Here is a 15023-nt window from a genome sequence, read left to right as displayed (position 1 = left end):
CGCTTTGTCACTGAACGCCGCTTACATCTTGCATTCAGCCACATAGGCATCCTGATGGTTTGGCAAAATGGTTTTCACCAGAATATTGGTTAGTTCACCGTTTGCATCCTTGCCGATTTTGCGCACGTAGTAATTCTGGATGGGGTAATTGTTGGCCCCGTATTTGAAGTCGCCACGCACCGAATTGAAATTGGCCTGCTTCAGGGCGGCCACCAGGGCATCACGATCCTGGACATTGCCTTTTACATCACGCACCGCGGCATCCATGGCCATGACCACATCATAAGACTGGGCGGCATACACGGTGGGATAGCGCTTGTACTTGTCACGGAACGCCTGCACAAATGCCTTATTGGCCGGATTATCCAGGTCATGCGCCCAGTGCGCCGTGTTTTGCATGTTTTCCACCGCATCACCCACCGCGGCAATCACGTCCTGGTCAGCCGAAAAGCCCGGTGCCACCAGCGGTATGTCTTTCAGGCCAGCCCCCACAAACTGCTTGACGAAATTGATCCCCATGGCTCCCGGCAGGAACAGGTAAACCGCATCGGGTTTTTCTGAACGGATGCGGGCAATTTCAGCGGCGTAATCAATTTGGCCCACCTTGGTATAAATTTCTTCTTTGATGTCACCTTTATAAGTGCGTTTGAAGCCACCCAGGTGATCTTTGCCAGCCGGATAATTGGGCGCGATGATGACGGCATTTTTATAACCGGCCTCGTTGGCCAGCACTCCGGCGGCTTCATCATAGGTATCGTTTTGGTAGACCCCAAAAAAATACGGGCTGCATTGCTTGCCGGCAAACTGGCTGGGACCGGGATTGCTGGACAGAAAAGGCACTTTGGCCGCAAACAGGGCCGGGCCAACTGCCAGGGCCGCATTAGAGGCCACCGGACCGGTGAAGAAATCAATCTTGTCTTTCTGGATAAAACGGTTGGCCAGCTGGTTGGCCTGCTGGGGGTTGCCGGCAAAGTCGGTTTGCAGGAACCGGGCTTCTATCCCACCCAGCTTGCCGCCCAGTTGCTCAATGGCCAGTTCAAGGCCGTCACGGGTTTCAACCCCAATGGCGGCAAAGGGGCCGGAAATATCAAGTGCCACCCCTACCTTGATGGGCTCGGCTGCCTGTGACTGTGACAAGGCACCGAATGACAGTGCCAGGCAAAGCGTGGTTTTTTTCAGTTGAAACACGACGTCTCCTTTTTTATGTTTTCAAAATTCTTACTATCCTGCCAAACCGTCTAATGACAGGCCAATTCACCAGGCTACAGAGAATGTTACCTGATAAAACACGATGTTCCGGCACCAGATTCGCTTGATGAGGCAAATCTGCCCCATGCTGTTTCGTGCATACAACGGATAATCCGTTAAAATCATGGTCTTGTGCCAAATATCTTGTAATAACCCGGATACGGAAATAAAAATGTGGACCAACCTGATCAATGACCCGCTGCTTGCCATACTAATGGCTGTGCTGCTTGCTCTGGCTGCCTGTTTCTGGCTAAGCCGGACCGCTTATGTCCTGCCACGCACGATTGACCCGGATATTCCCTTACAGGTACCTTCCTGGCATTTCCGGATCCGCAACGTGTTCATGGTACTTGGCCCGCTGATTGCCGCGCTCTTCTGCTGGTTTTTTGGCAGCAGCGTTGCCGCTCTCGCCAGCATTGGTTTCATTCTGGTTTTATTAAGCCTGGCCTGGATTGATGCCGAAACCAGCCTGTTGCCAGACCGCCTGACCCTTTTCCTGCTATGGGCCGGTTTACTGGTCAATATCAATGATACTTTCGTGCCCCTTGAGCATGCCGTCTTGGGTGCCGCGGGCGGCTATCTGTTCCTGTGGCTGATTTATCAGGTGTTTTTACGCCTTACCCAAAGCGAGGGAATGGGGTTTGGCGACTTCAAGCTGGTGGCAGCGCTGGGCGCCTGGTTTGGCTGGATGTTCCTGCCCATGCTGCTGGTTTTTGCCACGGCACTTTCTTTAGTGGTGGTGCTGGTGCAGCGCCTGCGTGGCAAACACAAAACGGGCAACCTGATACGCTTTGGGCCTTATCTGGCCATTACCGGCATCATCGGGATGCTGGAAAGGTGGATCTGAACGCCTTATGGGGCAACCGGCCGGTTTATGGCATCGCGGCCACCCCGCATGACATTTTACTTTAAACCTGCAGTAAATCCCGGTAACTCATGAACCGGGCACTGGCCGGATACTCAAAAACCTTTTCACCCCCATAACCGGCCTCATGGTGCACAAAATCCATGTTGACCTGGCTGGCACACAAGGCGTCCACATAGGTATCTCCCACAAATACCGCCTCTTGGGGAACCCGGCTAATTTCCTGCAAGACCTGCAACAGCGGCGCCGGGTGGGGTTTAGGATGCACGGCGGTATCACCCCCCACCACGCTGCCAAAAAATGGCAAAATCTCGCAATGCGCCAATACCCTTAAAGCGTCCTTCCTGATCTTGTTGGTGCATACGGCCATGACACAACCCCTTTGCTGCTGTTTATTCAAAAACGCCAGCACGCCAGGATACAGTTGTGCATCCACATGACCGTTGTCACGATAATAGTTGGCATAAGCATCAAGCAAATCAGGCATGGCCGCCGCAGGGATACGCTGGCTTTCCATGACCGCGCTTACGATATCACCCAGCGTGGCATGCATATTGGGCACCGGCATCTGCGCAGGCATGGGCTCAAAGCCGCATTGCTTAAGCGCATCATTCAGGGCGCGGCGAATATCGGGCTCGGTATTGATTAAAGTGCCATCCAGATCAAATATCAGTGCGGTATGGGTGTTCAGGATTTTTCCTGCATCGTTCATGGCTTTTCCTGCAACAGGGCGCCGGATAAAACCCGGCACCCTGAAAATGGTTATACAAACATCAGATTATAGTCGCGACTGCAAGCCTTCCGGAGCCTGGCCTTCATGCACAAAAGGTAGTGCTTATCATCAGCATGCCGCGACGGGTAATTTTAATTGGGCTTTCATAAAAATGACATACAAATGACAGAACCTTTCCTGTCATCAATCATGAATTATTTTCAATGGAAGTTTATGCGGTTTGTATTTCAGGGCAATTACCAATATTATTTTAAATATATATTATTTTTTAATGCGTATTTTTAAAATTAAATAGCCTTGAAACATAAGTAATATATGAATCCAAACAAATGGGATTTAAATTTAAATTTGAATCCCATTTCATAAAAATGAAATAAAAAAAGCACTGGCTTGGATACCAGCGCTTTTCAAAAACAACTTTCAAAACCAAGACTGCCGGCTTTATTTTCGGCCGGGAACCGGCTGCATCTGACGCACTTCCTTACGCCTTTCAAGCCATTCCATCAGGATTTTAAGAACCAGTGTTATCAAGGCCATCAGGGCCAGCACGCTGGCCGCCGTAAACGCTGCAGCCACCTTGTAATCGTTGTTCAGCTGGTCAACCAGCAAGGGCAGGGTCAAGGTCTGGTTCATGATGGTTCCGGACACCACCGCCACTGCACCGTATTCACCCACCGCACGGGCATTGCTTAAGACGGCCCCATACAGCAAACCCCATTTGATATTGGGCAACGTGACCTTGGTAAAGATTTGCCAGCCATTGGCACCCAGCGTTAAGGCGGTTACTTCTTCATCCAGCCCCTGGGCCCTGATGAGCGGAATTAAAATACGGGCCACATAGGGAGAAGTCACAAACAGGGTTACCAGGATAATGGCCGGCCAGGCAAACACCACCTGAATATCGTTGGCCGACAGCCATTGCCCCAAGGCACTTTCCCGACCAAACAGGATCAGGTAACAGAAACCGGCCACTACGGGCGAGGTGGCATAAGGAATGTTTACCAGTGCCTGCAAGAGTTTTTTTCCCTTGAATTCGTAATGGGTAATGCACCAGGCCAGCATAATGCCAAACAGGATATTAACAGGCACCGCCACCACCGCTGCCAGCACGGTCAGGCCAATGGCATGCAGCATGTAATCTTCAGTCAGGTTACTCCACATGGCCGCCAGGCCGTCACCCAGGGCCATCGTAAAAATCAATGCCAACGGCAAAACCAGCAATACGATGGCAAAGACAACGCCCAAGCCAATCAACAACCATTGCCCAACAGAATCCGGTTTTTGTCCACTCATTTTATCTTCTACTTGTCTTCGTATTTATCAAGAAAATTGCTTTGCCACCATTGCAAAACAAACAGCAATAGCAGGGATGCAATCAGCACCACAGAGGCAATGGCCGCTGCCGCCTGATAATTGAACTCCTGCAAACGTACAAACAGCATTAATGACGTTACTTCGGTTTCAAAAGGAATATTGCCCGCAATCATGATGACGGCACCAAACTCACCCAGACTGCGAATAAAAGCCTGTGAGGCACCCGCAATCAGGGCAGGACGCACCGCCGGAAACAGCACCCGCGAAAAGGTCTGCCATTTGTTTGCCCCCAGCATGGAAGCCGCTTCCTCATATTCGCCCTTAAGATCTTCAAGCACCGGCTGCACCGAACGTACAATAAAAGGAATACTGGTGAAAATCATGGCCAGTACAATACCCGGAAAGGCATAGGCAATCTTGATGTCCATGGCGGCAAACCACTGCCCGATCCAGCCACTGGGTGCAAACAGGGCCGACAAAGTCAGCCCGGCAACGGCGGTTGGCAGGGCAAAAGGCAAGTCCATTAAAGAATCAAGCAGGCGTTTGCCGGGAAAGTCATAGCGGGTGATAATCCAGGCAAACAAAAACCCAATCACACAAACCAGGATTGTTGAATAAAACGCACCAAGAATCGTTACCCGGTAACTGCTTAGCACGCGCGGATCGGTAATCGCCCCCCAATACTCCGCCCATGTCATCCCGCTTACATAAACAAGCAGGGTTGACAGGGGAACCAGGATGATCAGGCTGATATACAAAACGGAAAAACCGAAGGTCGGGCCAAAGCCCGGCAGCAACGGTGTCCGTTTAAAAAATGAAAATGTGGTTGACATCAAAAATATTTATATTAACGACGCTTGGACAATAAGGCGTCAAGTATACCGCCTGAACCGAAATGCTTTTCCTGGATTTCATTCCATGATCCCAAAACATCGGTTGGATTAATCGTACGTACCGGTGCATACTGGGCTTCTGTGGCTTTAACCACTTCAGGGTCATGTACACGCAGATTGAACGTGGTTAGCAGTTGCTGGATATCCTTGCTGTACTGGAACTGCAGGTATTCTTTGGCCAGTTCACGTGTACCACGGTTATCAACCACCGTATCCACGATGGCAACGGGGAACTCGGCCAGCACGGAAACCGGTGGCACGACCACTTCAAAACCCTTGTCTTTATATTCCTTGTCATTGGCAATATTGATGACCTCGGACTCAAACGTCAGCAAGGCATCACCCTGTCCATTCTGGGCAAAAGCCACGGTTGCCGCACGGCCGCCTGTTGGGAAATTAACCACATTCCCCAATAATTTACCTACAAACTCCTTGATCTTGTCCTGATCACCATTGAATTTTTCATTGGCGTACAACCAGGCACCCAGGTAAGAGTAACGGGCATTACCCGATGTTTTAGGGTTGGGGAAAACCACTTTTACATCTTCACGCACCAGATCGTCCCAGGTTTTGATATTTTTGGGGTTACCCTCGCGTACCAGGAAAGCGATTGTGCTGTAGTAAGGTGAGCTGTTGTTTTCAAACGCTTTTTGCCAGTCTTGTTTGACCAGACCGTTTTTTTCCAGAAAATTGATGTCAGTGACCTGGTTAAACGTGACCACGTCCACTTTTTTACCCTGAACAATATCCTGGGCCTGGCGGGAAGTACCGGCAAACGATTGGTCAATCTTGACATCCTCGCCTGTTTTGGCTTTCCAGTATTCAACAAATTTGGGGTTAATGGCCGCAAACAGCTCGCGGGCCACATCATACGAGGCATTCAGGATTGATTTTTCCTGGGCCTGCGCCGTGCTTGCGGAAAAAGCGGAAACCGTTGCAACAGCCAGGATTATTTTCTTCAACATAGCGTATATCTCGTTCAAATAAATAAGTTTGCAGGTACCTTTATTCTTTTTTACCCACCGTCATTGCTTAATGAGCAACTGGAAGTTATTAGCGTAAGGTTGAAGCAAGAATAACAAAGAGATATATACATAGGAACGACTAAATAATAATTTCCATATTACCAAAAGAAATATCAAATATTGTTCCGCCAAAAATAAAAAACGGCTTTGCCCGCTGTTCAAACCAGCCAAAGCAAAGCCGCTTCGCAAAGCTACTTCGATATCACAAGCCACCTGTGTTATCAGGCAACCCAATTACCCATTAGTAATGAATCACGGCACGGATGGATTTACCTTCATGCATTAAGTCAAATGCTTCATTAATGCGTTCCAATGGCAAGGTATGAGTAATATACGGATCAAGATCAAGCTCACCGGCCATTACCTGTTCTACCATGCCTGGCAACTGGGTACGCCCTTTGACACCCCCGAAGGCACTGCCACGCCAGACCCGGCCGGTTACCAGCTGGAATGGACGGGTACGGATTTCCTGGCCGGCGGCCGCAACGCCAATAATCACGCTTTCACCCCAACCTTTATGACAGCATTCCAGGGCTGAACGCATCACGTCAACATTACCGATACATTCAAAACTGAAATCCACCCCGCCATCGGTCATTTCAACAATGACGTCCTGAATGGGACGATCATGATCTTTGGGGTTTACGCAATCGGTCGCGCCCAGTGCCTTGGCCAGAATGAACTTGTTGGGGTTGGTATCAATGGCAATAATCCGGCCGGCCTTGGCCTGCACCGCACCCTGGATAACCGCCAGACCAATTGCACCCAGACCGAATACGGCGACGGTGTCGCCTTCCTTGACCTTGGCGGTGTTGTGAACCGCCCCGATACCGGTGGTGACACCGCACCCCAGCAGGCAGACTTTTTCAAGCGGTGCTTCGGGATTGACCTTGGCCAGTGACACTTCGGCAACCACCGTGTACTCACTAAATGTACTGGTGCCCATGTAGTGGTAAATGGGTTGGCCGTTATAGCTGAAACGGGTGGTACCGTCGGGCATGAGGCCCTTGCCCTGGGTTTCCCGGACTGAAGAACAGAGGTTGGTTTTACCCGATGTACAAAACTTGCACTTGCCGCATTCCGCCGTGTAAAGGGGAATCACATGATCGCCCGGCTTGACGCTGGTCACGCCCTCGCCCACTTCCACTACAATACCACCGCCTTCATGACCCAGGACGGCCGGAAAAACCCCTTCCGGATCGACGCCTGAAAGAGTATAGGCATCGGTATGGCACAAGGCGGTGTGGGTGATTTTGACCAGCACCTCTCCTTTACGGGGTGGTTCTACATCAATCTCGACAATTTGCAGGGGCTTGCCCGCTTCAAAGGCAACTGCGGCACGTGATTTCATCTTTTTTTCCTATAGTAAAGGTGACATGGCTCCAGTTCTTGAGCAATATATTGGGGACAGTATATCTGAGGCCATTTAAAAAACAAAGAATTAGACCCCTATACAGTAATCGCGCCGGTAATCCGCACTTTGTGCCTGATTCATGACCTTGCTGTAACCCCGCTGGTTTGACAGAAAACGGGTTGCTCCCACCATGGTTTCAATACAATCATGACTGTGTCCGTAGATCCAGTCATCGGCAAATTGATGCAGCTGCGGAATATCCGTGGCCCAATAGGCACTCTGGATCAGGGCATCGGTGTTCTGGCGATAAGCGGCAGCCAGCAACTCGAAGGCAGGCAGAAAATGTGAAACCACCACTTTTTTCCTTACCGTTCTGTTATCTGTCAGCAAGGCGTCATGAATAAAGGCACAGGCTTTTTTATATTCTTCCACCGTATCGGCCGGCTGCATGGGCACCAGACTGCCATCGGCCGAATAACGGTGTATTTTTCGGTAATCGGGAATTTTGTTACGGGCCCAAAGCATCGAGATATCGGCCTGACCAGCCAGTGAAAAATCGCTCCATAGTGTGCTTCCCACAAACAGTACATCGTCTATTTGCACCACTTCATTGTCCAGCAGGGTGACCCGGTAATTGTCACAAAGCCGGCGGTATTGCTGTTTGGCTTTTGCAAATTCCAATCCATAATATTCATGATTTCCCAGCACATACAAAACGGGCAATTCAGGCGCCGCATTCCTGAGCGTGCCCAGGAAGTGGCTGACTGAAAACAGGTCGCCAATATCACCTGCCAGCACCAGAATATCCAGCGCTGGCAAATTGGCAATGGTGCACGCACTGAATTCAGTATGCAAATCGCTGTGAACGCCAACTTTTAACATGAGTTTTCCTGTAACAGTGAGATTTCAAAATTTCCGCCCAGTTCCATGCTGCTTAGCAAATACCCATATTCTCATTCCCGCTTATAGCTGGCATAAAAACTGGACAGCGTATACTTTACTATATTAGTCAGTAATAAACATCTACCCTCTTACAGGAGTTGTTCTATGAGTTTCCCAACTTTTTTTGATCAGGTACCCACTATTTCCCTACGCGATCCGCTGGCCGAATTTCTGGGTGCGGCCAGCGATGGGATTATTGAGTATACCTATACAGATATCGTAAAACTGGCTGGACACTCCTGCCCAACCGTTGCCGGTGCTTACCTCATGACTATCAAGGCTTTGCAAAAACTGTACGGCAACGCGCTACCCGAACGGGGCGCCATTAAAGTGGAATTCAGCGACAGTCAACTAAACGGTGTGACCGGCGTGATCGCCAATGTGGTTTCCTTTATTACCGGCGCCACCACCGATAACGGTTTCAAGGGCCTGAAAGGCCAATTCGACAGGCGCAATCTGCTGGTTTTTAACGCACCCCATGAAGGAGCCATTAAATTCCAGCGCATTGATACAGGTGCCTCTGTTACCGTGAGCTTCAATTCAGCGGTTGTCCCCGCTTCCCCTGAACTCATGCCGGCATTATTCAATTCCCTGACGCCATCGGCCTCACCAGAACAACGCCAGCAATTTGCCCGGCAATGGCAAGACAGGGTAAAACGGATTTTCGAGAATGCCGATCATCCAGAGTTGATTGTTTTCCTTTGAAACCGGCAAAAATCGGTAACTCCCGATCAGTTACCGATTTTCATAAAACTTCTTGATAAAAGATTGGCGGAAACTTTGGTGACAGGCCAGGCAGTTCTGTTGCGTTTTTGAAAACGCCGCGATAACGTCCAAACCGTCGGCCTGTTTTGCCGCTTCCGCCATCTCTGTTGCGGCCTCTTTCACCTTCAGGTCAGCCCCCCTGAATTTGCTGGCCTCAGCGCCAAGCCAAGTGATAATTTTGACCCTTTCCTCTGCAGGTGGCTCTGCATGATTAGCAATTTTTGGCGCCAATTCGGCAACCAGCGCCCAGTCCTCGTGGGAAATTGCACCGGTTACTGCCTGCATATCATCGCCCAGCTGTTCCATTACACCACGAAGCGCCATTGGTTTTTCATCTTGTACGGGCTGGGCATGGGCTACCGCGGCAAACGCGGACAGCGTTATCGACAAAAAAACACCTATTGGCAAGCAGGACTTCAAGATCATGTTCATGAAACTCTCCTTGGATGTTATTCACAGTGCGTAGCATGCCTGCCTGACATTATAAGCCCAGTGAACCCAGGGCCGGGCAGGCATGACATATTATAAATAACGAAACGGGTTGAAATTTTCAATTCTTATATATTCGCCTACGCGAAGGAAAGTATATTGGTAAATTCACGATTAAAACAACCAGCATTTTACAACTAAAGTTTTTTGTCATAAACGTTCAGTATTTGGCATTTATGATCAGGGCTGGCATTCAACCCTCAATATAAATTTTATATATCACGTTCGCGCTTAGGATGGTTCCTACCATGGGCGTTACTTTTACCTGCCAATACGAACCAGTGAAAGCGGTACACGAGGCGCTTGACAAACTGCAGCAGGAAACAGGCCTGGATATTCCCATGCACGTAGACAGCGCCAGCGGCGGCTTCCTGGCTCCTTTCTGCGCATCTGATATCGAATGGGACTTTCGCCAGGACTTTTCTGCAGACTCTATCAAACGAAAAACATGCAAGCAATAAAAAAACCCCGCACCGAAAGAGATGACAGGGGTTTTGTTTACACTACTTTATGATAATAGCCTAGAACGGAATATCGTCATCCATATCCATGATGTTGGCCGCAGGGCCACTGGCCGGTGCCTGCGGACGCTGGCTTTGCGGTGCGCGCTGCGGTTGCTGGCGTGGGGCCGAATAAGATTCGCTGAAACCGCTATCATCCATGCTGCCTGTATCGGCACGGCCACCCAGCATTTGCATCTGGTCAGCAATGATATCGGTTGAATATCGGTCTTGCCCGGTTTCCTTGTCTTGCCATTTGCGTGTTTTAATGCGCCCTTCCACATACACGGCGCTGCCTTTTTTAAGATATTGGCCGGCAATTTCAGCCAGGCGACCAAAAAACGATACGCGATGCCATTCGGTTTCATCACGGCGTTCGCCGGTATTTTTATCTTTCCAGCTTGAAGTGGTGGCAATAGAAATATTACACATTGCAGCACCGTCAGGGCTGTAACGAACCTCTGGATCACGGCCCAGATTTCCCACTAAAATAACTTTGTTGACTGATGCCATAAGAATTTCCTAACAATTTGTGTGAACCAGCCTGCTATCTTACAAATGCAGGTTGGTTTACTAAAGAATCATGTGCGTATTATAACCATTGTGGGTATCGCTGAGTTCGCACGACTAGCGCCTGGACACTTTCAATCCCCGGGATACCAGGAACCAGCTTGCAGCCAGCAAGGCACCCAGCAGAAACACCTGTTGCGGCCCCGCATAACGCGCCACCAAACCGCCAATCGCGCCACCCGCAGCCACGCCCAGCGCCTGGGACATATTATAAAACCCCAAGGCCAGGCCTTTATGCTCGGGTGGTGAAAAGCGGGAAACCATGGACGGCTGCAAGGCTTCCAGAATATTGAACGCAATAAAAAAGAGCACGAAGGCAATCATGGTGGCCACAAAAGACTGGCTGGCCAACGGCATGATGGCCATGACCACCGCCAGGGCGGCCACACAGATTTCAAGGCTTAATTTATGAATATGGCGGGTTTCGGTATAGAAAACGGCCGGCACCATTAACACAAAGGCCACCAGAATAACCGGCAGGTAAACTTCCCACAAATTGCCCACCGTATAGCCACCCAGCTCCATTAACAGGGGCGGTGCCACCACAAAAATGGACATCAAAATAAAATGCAGGCAGAAAACCCCGAAGTTCAGGCGCAGCAAGTCTGCATGTTTGAACACATCGGCTGCACGGGACTGTTGCGATACCGCCTGGCCGTGCATGGGCACCACGGGCACGATGAAGGTGGCCAGCAGCAGGCAGACAAAACCCAGCAGGCTAATCACCCAGAACAGGCCCGGCAAACCCGCCCATTCAACCAGCAAGGGTGACAGCACCAGTGAAACCGCAAAAGAAACGCCAATCGAAGCCCCCACCATGGCCATGGCCCGGGTACGGACTTCCGGACGGGTGGCATCGGCAACCCAGGCGGTAATGGCGGCGGAAACCGCACCAAACCCCTGAATGGCCCGACCAATAATGACCGTGGTGACCGATTCGGCATTGGCACAAACAATGCCACCCACCACGAACAGCAGCATGCCGAAGATAATGACCGGACGACGGCCGAATTTGTCGGACGCCATACCAAGCGGAATTTGCATAATGGCCTGGGTAATGCCATAAGCGCCAATGGCCGCCCCCACCAGTGCGGCATTGTTGCCATTGGTCAGGGTTTTGGCGGCATCGGCAAACACGGGGGTCAGCAAAAACAGGCCCAGCATGCGCACGGCAAACAATAAAGCCAGGGAAACGCTGGCTTTTCTTTCAACAGGGGTTAGCTTGAGTTTTTCCCGTGGCTGCCGGGCGGCATGACGGGAATCAGGTCGACTGGTTCTGGATTTAATGGGCATGTAAAGAATTCAATGAATAACCAACTAATTGGCGGATATCTTTATGAGAGTGTAACGCAGACTGGCTTACTGCGTTATAGTTATGTATTGCACTGACAAAAACCAGACTCATCTTACTGGAAGCTAGTATTAAACAATGGTAATGGATACATCCCCCGACACAAACGGTGATTTCAACAGGGATGCAATCCGCATCCGCGGTGCCCGCACGCATAATCTCAAGAATATTTCACTTGATTTGCCCCGTCATAAACTGGTCGTCATGACCGGCCTGTCGGGCTCGGGCAAGTCTTCACTGGCGTTTGACACCCTGTATGCCGAAGGCCAGCGCCGTTATGTGGAAAGCCTGTCGGCCTATGCGCGCCAGTTCCTGCAACTTATGGACAAGCCCGATGTCGACCTGATCGAAGGCCTGTCACCAGCCATTTCCATCGAGCAAAAAGCGGCCGGGCACAACCCGCGCTCCACCGTTGGCACCATTACCGAGATCCACGATTACCTGCGCCTGCTGTTTGCCCGCGTGGGCACACCCTATTGTCCCGAACACGGAGAACCCCTGCAGGCCCAAAGCGTCGGCCAAATGGTTGATTTCATTCTGGCCCTCAAACCCGATACCCGGATTGCCCTGCTGGCTCCCATTGCCCGCAATCGCAAGGGCAGCTTTGAAGATGAGTTCGCCCAGTTTCAGGCCCAGGGTTTCATTCGCGTTCGCATTGACGACACCATGATCGAACTTGACCGCATTGCCCCCCTGAACAAAAACGAAAAGCACAATATTGATGTGGTGATTGACCGTCTGAAAGTGCGTGAAGACAGCAAGCAGCGCCTGGCCGAAAGCATTGAAACCGCGATCAAGCTGGCCGATGGCCGGGTGATTGTGCTGGACCTTGATGAAAATATCGAACACGCTTTTTCCAGCCGCTATGCCTGCCCCGTCTGCAACCACAGCCTGCCCGAACTGGAGCCCCGGCTGTTCAGCTTTAACAACCCGGTGGGTGCCTGTCCACGCTGTGACGGTTTGGGTCATGTCCATATTTTTGATCCCAAACGCATTGTGGCCTTTCCCGAACTCAGCCTGGCCAGCGGTGCCATCAAAGGCTGGGACAAGCGCAATGCCTTTACCCACTCCCTGCTGCACAGCCTGGCCATTCATTACGGCTTCGATATTGATGAAGCCTTTGAATCACTGCCAGAGAACATAAAACATATCGTGCTGTACGGTTCCGGTTCAGAGGAAATTTCTTTTCTCTACCTGGACAACAAAGGCCGCAGCACCTTCAAGACCCATGCCTTCGAAGGGATTATTCCCAATCTGGAAAGACGCTGGCTGGAAACCGATTCCAGCGCCGTGCGCGAAGAGCTGGGCAAATACCGCAGCCTCCAAGTCTGCCCCGAATGCGAAGGTTCACGCCTTCGTGCCGATGCCCGGAATGTGCTGATTGGCAACGAGGTGCGGGAAGGCACCAAACGCGGGCTGGGCATCTACGAAGTGGAAGCCATGGCACTGTCCGAATGCCTGGAATGGTTCCAGGCCCTGCAGCTTAGCGGTGCCAAGCAGGAAATCGCCAACCGGATCGTGCGTGAAATCCAGTCACGCCTGCAGTTCCTGAATGACGTGGGGCTGAACTACCTGTCCCTGGATCGCAGCGCCGACACCATTTCCGGCGGCGAAGCCCAGCGCATCCGCCTGGCCAGCCAGATCGGCTCGGGCCTGACCGGCGTGATGTATGTGCTTGATGAACCCTCTATTGGCCTGCACCAGCGTGATAACGACCGCCTTATCCATACCCTCCAGCACCTGCGTGACCTGGGCAACAGCGTGATTGTGGTGGAGCATGACGAAGACATGATCCGGGCCGCTGACTGGGTGGTTGACATGGGCCCCGGTGCCGGAGAACACGGTGGCCGGGTCATTGCCCAAGGCACCCCAAAAGAAGTGGAAGCCAACCCGCAATCCCTGACTGGCAATTACTTAAGCGGCCGCCAAACCATCAATGCCGGTAAAATCCGTCCCCTCGGGGCGGAGCAGCCCTGGCTGAAACTGTTTGGCTGCACCGGCAACAACCTGAAGTCGGTTGATTTGCATATTCCGGTAGGCAAGCTGGTCTGTATTTCGGGGGTTTCCGGTTCAGGAAAATCCACCCTGATCAATGATACCCTGGCCACCATCATGGCCAGGGAACTGAACCGGGCACAGGCAGAATCAGCGCCCTATGCCCACATTGAAGGGCTGGAACATTTCGACAAGATCATCAACGTGGACCAAAGCCCGATCGGACGCACGCCACGGAGCAATCCGGCCACCTACACCGGCCTGTTCACCCCCATTCGCGAATTGTTTGCCGGCACCCCCGAAGCCCGTGCCCGCGGCTATGATCCGGGACGTTTTTCCTTTAACGTCAAGGGTGGGCGCTGTGAAAACTGTCAGGGCGATGGCGTCATCAAGGTGGAAATGCATTTCCTGCCCGACATGTATGTACCCTGCGACACCTGTCAGGGCAAGCGCTATAACCGGGAAACCCTGGACATCCGCTACCGTGGCCGTACCATCAGTGATGTACTGGACCTTACCGTGGAACAGGCCCTTGAGTATTTCAGCGCGGTGCCGCTGGTTGCCCGCAAGCTGCAAACCTTAATGGATGTCGGCCTTAGCTATATCCGCCTGGGACAAAGCGCCACCACGCTTTCCGGTGGCGAGGCGCAGCGCATCAAGCTGTCACTGGAACTGTCCAAACGCAGCACCGGCAAAACCATGTATGTACTGGACGAGCCCACCACCGGACTGCATTTTGCCGATATTGCCCTGTTGCTTGAAGTGATTAACCAACTGGTGGATGCCGGCAATACCGTGGTGGTGATTGAACACAACCTGGACGTGATCAAGGCGGCCGACTGGGTCGTGGACATGGGCCCCGAAGGCGGCCAGGGTGGCGGCACCATTGTGGCCGAAGGGACGCCACAGGATATTGCCAACCACCCCCAAAGCCATACAGGCCGTTATTTAAAACCGTTGCTGGCGTAATTCCCGGCGA

At 51.6% G+C, this 15023-nt stretch carries 14 protein-coding genes; 4 read left to right on the top strand and 10 right to left on the bottom strand.

Annotation, left to right across the window (positions count from 1 at the left end; all coding sequences use genetic code 11):
* Window positions 1–21 precede the first annotated feature (21 nt).
* The gene (locus IE074_RS06810) at window positions 22–1179 is read right to left on the bottom strand and encodes an ABC transporter substrate-binding protein (protein ID WP_229793928.1); all 1158 of its coding nucleotides are present in this window, start codon (window positions 1177–1179) and stop codon (window positions 22–24) included.
* Between the two features lie 241 nt (window positions 1180–1420).
* On the opposite strand from IE074_RS06810, the gene IE074_RS06805 reads away from it, so the two are divergent.
* On the top strand, window positions 1421–2095 hold the full coding sequence (locus tag IE074_RS06805; protein WP_229793923.1) for a prepilin peptidase: 675 nt from the start codon (window positions 1421–1423) through the stop codon (window positions 2093–2095).
* A gap of 61 nt (window positions 2096–2156) precedes the next feature.
* Here the strand turns inward: IE074_RS06805 and IE074_RS06800 are convergent, their stop codons facing one another.
* From IE074_RS06800 to IE074_RS06775, 6 genes are all read right to left on the bottom strand, one after another.
* The gene (locus tag IE074_RS06800; protein ID WP_189384710.1) at window positions 2157–2825 is read right to left on the bottom strand and encodes an HAD family hydrolase; all 669 of its coding nucleotides are present in this window, start codon (window positions 2823–2825) and stop codon (window positions 2157–2159) included.
* A 462-nt stretch (window positions 2826–3287) separates the two neighbouring features.
* Window positions 3288–4139, bottom strand: coding sequence for a sulfate ABC transporter permease subunit CysW (cysW, locus tag IE074_RS06795; RefSeq protein WP_189384708.1), 852 nt, complete (start codon window positions 4137–4139; stop codon window positions 3288–3290).
* Window positions 4140–4147: 8 nt separating this feature from the next.
* Window positions 4148–4993 carry a sulfate ABC transporter permease subunit CysT gene (gene cysT, locus IE074_RS06790; protein WP_189384706.1) on the bottom strand — a complete coding sequence of 282 codons (846 nt, stop codon included), beginning with the start codon at window positions 4991–4993 and terminating at the stop codon, window positions 4148–4150.
* Window positions 4994–5007: 14 nt separating this feature from the next.
* A complete protein-coding gene (gene cysP / locus IE074_RS06785) occupies window positions 5008–6018 on the bottom strand; it encodes a thiosulfate ABC transporter substrate-binding protein CysP (RefSeq protein ID WP_189384704.1) in 1011 nt (336 codons plus the stop codon).
* A gap of 301 nt (window positions 6019–6319) precedes the next feature.
* The gene (locus tag IE074_RS06780; RefSeq protein WP_189384702.1) at window positions 6320–7429 is read right to left on the bottom strand and encodes an S-(hydroxymethyl)glutathione dehydrogenase/class III alcohol dehydrogenase; all 1110 of its coding nucleotides are present in this window, start codon (window positions 7427–7429) and stop codon (window positions 6320–6322) included.
* 90 nt (window positions 7430–7519) lie between these two features.
* Window positions 7520–8314, bottom strand: a complete 795-nt coding sequence (locus IE074_RS06775; RefSeq protein WP_189384701.1) for a metallophosphoesterase — start codon at window positions 8312–8314, stop codon at window positions 7520–7522.
* Window positions 8315–8479: 165 nt separating this feature from the next.
* Here IE074_RS06775 and IE074_RS06770 point away from each other — a divergent pair, with 165 nt between their 5' ends.
* Entirely contained in the window at window positions 8480–9079 is a 600-nt protein-coding gene (locus IE074_RS06770) for an FmdE family protein (RefSeq protein ID WP_189384699.1), read from the top strand.
* Window positions 9080–9109: 30 nt separating this feature from the next.
* Here the strand turns inward: IE074_RS06770 and IE074_RS06765 are convergent, their stop codons facing one another.
* On the bottom strand, window positions 9110–9571 hold the full coding sequence (locus IE074_RS06765) for a cytochrome c (protein WP_229793922.1): 462 nt from the start codon (window positions 9569–9571) through the stop codon (window positions 9110–9112).
* 305 nt (window positions 9572–9876) lie between these two features.
* Here IE074_RS06765 and IE074_RS06760 point away from each other — a divergent pair, with 305 nt between their 5' ends.
* Window positions 9877–10089, top strand: a complete 213-nt coding sequence (locus IE074_RS06760) for a pyridoxal-dependent decarboxylase (RefSeq protein ID WP_308429752.1) — start codon at window positions 9877–9879, stop codon at window positions 10087–10089.
* Window positions 10090–10149: 60 nt separating this feature from the next.
* Here the strand turns inward: IE074_RS06760 and ssb are convergent, their stop codons facing one another.
* Window positions 10150–10641, bottom strand: coding sequence for a single-stranded DNA-binding protein (gene ssb / locus IE074_RS06755; RefSeq protein ID WP_189384697.1), 492 nt, complete (start codon window positions 10639–10641; stop codon window positions 10150–10152).
* Between the two features lie 114 nt (window positions 10642–10755).
* The gene (locus tag IE074_RS06750) at window positions 10756–11991 is read right to left on the bottom strand and encodes an MFS transporter (protein WP_189384695.1); all 1236 of its coding nucleotides are present in this window, start codon (window positions 11989–11991) and stop codon (window positions 10756–10758) included.
* A gap of 142 nt (window positions 11992–12133) precedes the next feature.
* Between IE074_RS06750 and uvrA the strand changes: the two genes are divergently transcribed.
* Window positions 12134–15013 (top strand): excinuclease ABC subunit UvrA, encoded by a 2880-nt coding sequence (gene uvrA / locus IE074_RS06745; RefSeq protein WP_189384694.1) that lies wholly within the window; start codon window positions 12134–12136, stop codon window positions 15011–15013.
* The last annotated feature ends 10 nt before the right edge of the window (window positions 15014–15023 follow it).

It is taken from the genome of Advenella faeciporci, assembly GCF_014652395.1.
Taxonomy (GTDB): Bacteria; Pseudomonadota; Gammaproteobacteria; order Burkholderiales; family Burkholderiaceae_B; genus Advenella; species Advenella faeciporci.
Note: the sequence above shows the minus strand (reverse complement) of the source record. Positions and strands in the feature narration are given on the sequence as shown.

Coding starts and splice junctions, on each gene's coding strand:
- IE074_RS06805 (WP_229793923.1), top strand. CDS start 1,421: ATGTGGACCAACCTGATCAATGACCCGCTGCTTGCCATACTAATGGCT.
- IE074_RS06800 (WP_189384710.1), bottom strand. CDS start 2,825: ATGAACGATGCAGGAAAAATCCTGAACACCCATACCGCACTGATATTT.
- cysW (WP_189384708.1), bottom strand. CDS start 4,139: ATGAGTGGACAAAAACCGGATTCTGTTGGGCAATGGTTGTTGATTGGC.
- cysT (WP_189384706.1), bottom strand. CDS start 4,993: ATGTCAACCACATTTTCATTTTTTAAACGGACACCGTTGCTGCCGGGC.
- cysP (WP_189384704.1), bottom strand. CDS start 6,018: ATGTTGAAGAAAATAATCCTGGCTGTTGCAACGGTTTCCGCTTTTTCC.
- IE074_RS06780 (WP_189384702.1), bottom strand. CDS start 7,429: ATGAAATCACGTGCCGCAGTTGCCTTTGAAGCGGGCAAGCCCCTGCAA.
- IE074_RS06775 (WP_189384701.1), bottom strand. CDS start 8,314: ATGTTAAAAGTTGGCGTTCACAGCGATTTGCATACTGAATTCAGTGCG.
- IE074_RS06770 (WP_189384699.1), top strand. CDS start 8,480: ATGAGTTTCCCAACTTTTTTTGATCAGGTACCCACTATTTCCCTACGC.
- IE074_RS06765 (WP_229793922.1), bottom strand. CDS start 9,571: ATGAACATGATCTTGAAGTCCTGCTTGCCAATAGGTGTTTTTTTGTCG.
- IE074_RS06760 (WP_308429752.1), top strand. CDS start 9,877: ATGGGCGTTACTTTTACCTGCCAATACGAACCAGTGAAAGCGGTACAC.
- ssb (WP_189384697.1), bottom strand. CDS start 10,641: ATGGCATCAGTCAACAAAGTTATTTTAGTGGGAAATCTGGGCCGTGAT.
- IE074_RS06750 (WP_189384695.1), bottom strand. CDS start 11,991: ATGCCCATTAAATCCAGAACCAGTCGACCTGATTCCCGTCATGCCGCC.
- uvrA (WP_189384694.1), top strand. CDS start 12,134: ATGGATACATCCCCCGACACAAACGGTGATTTCAACAGGGATGCAATC.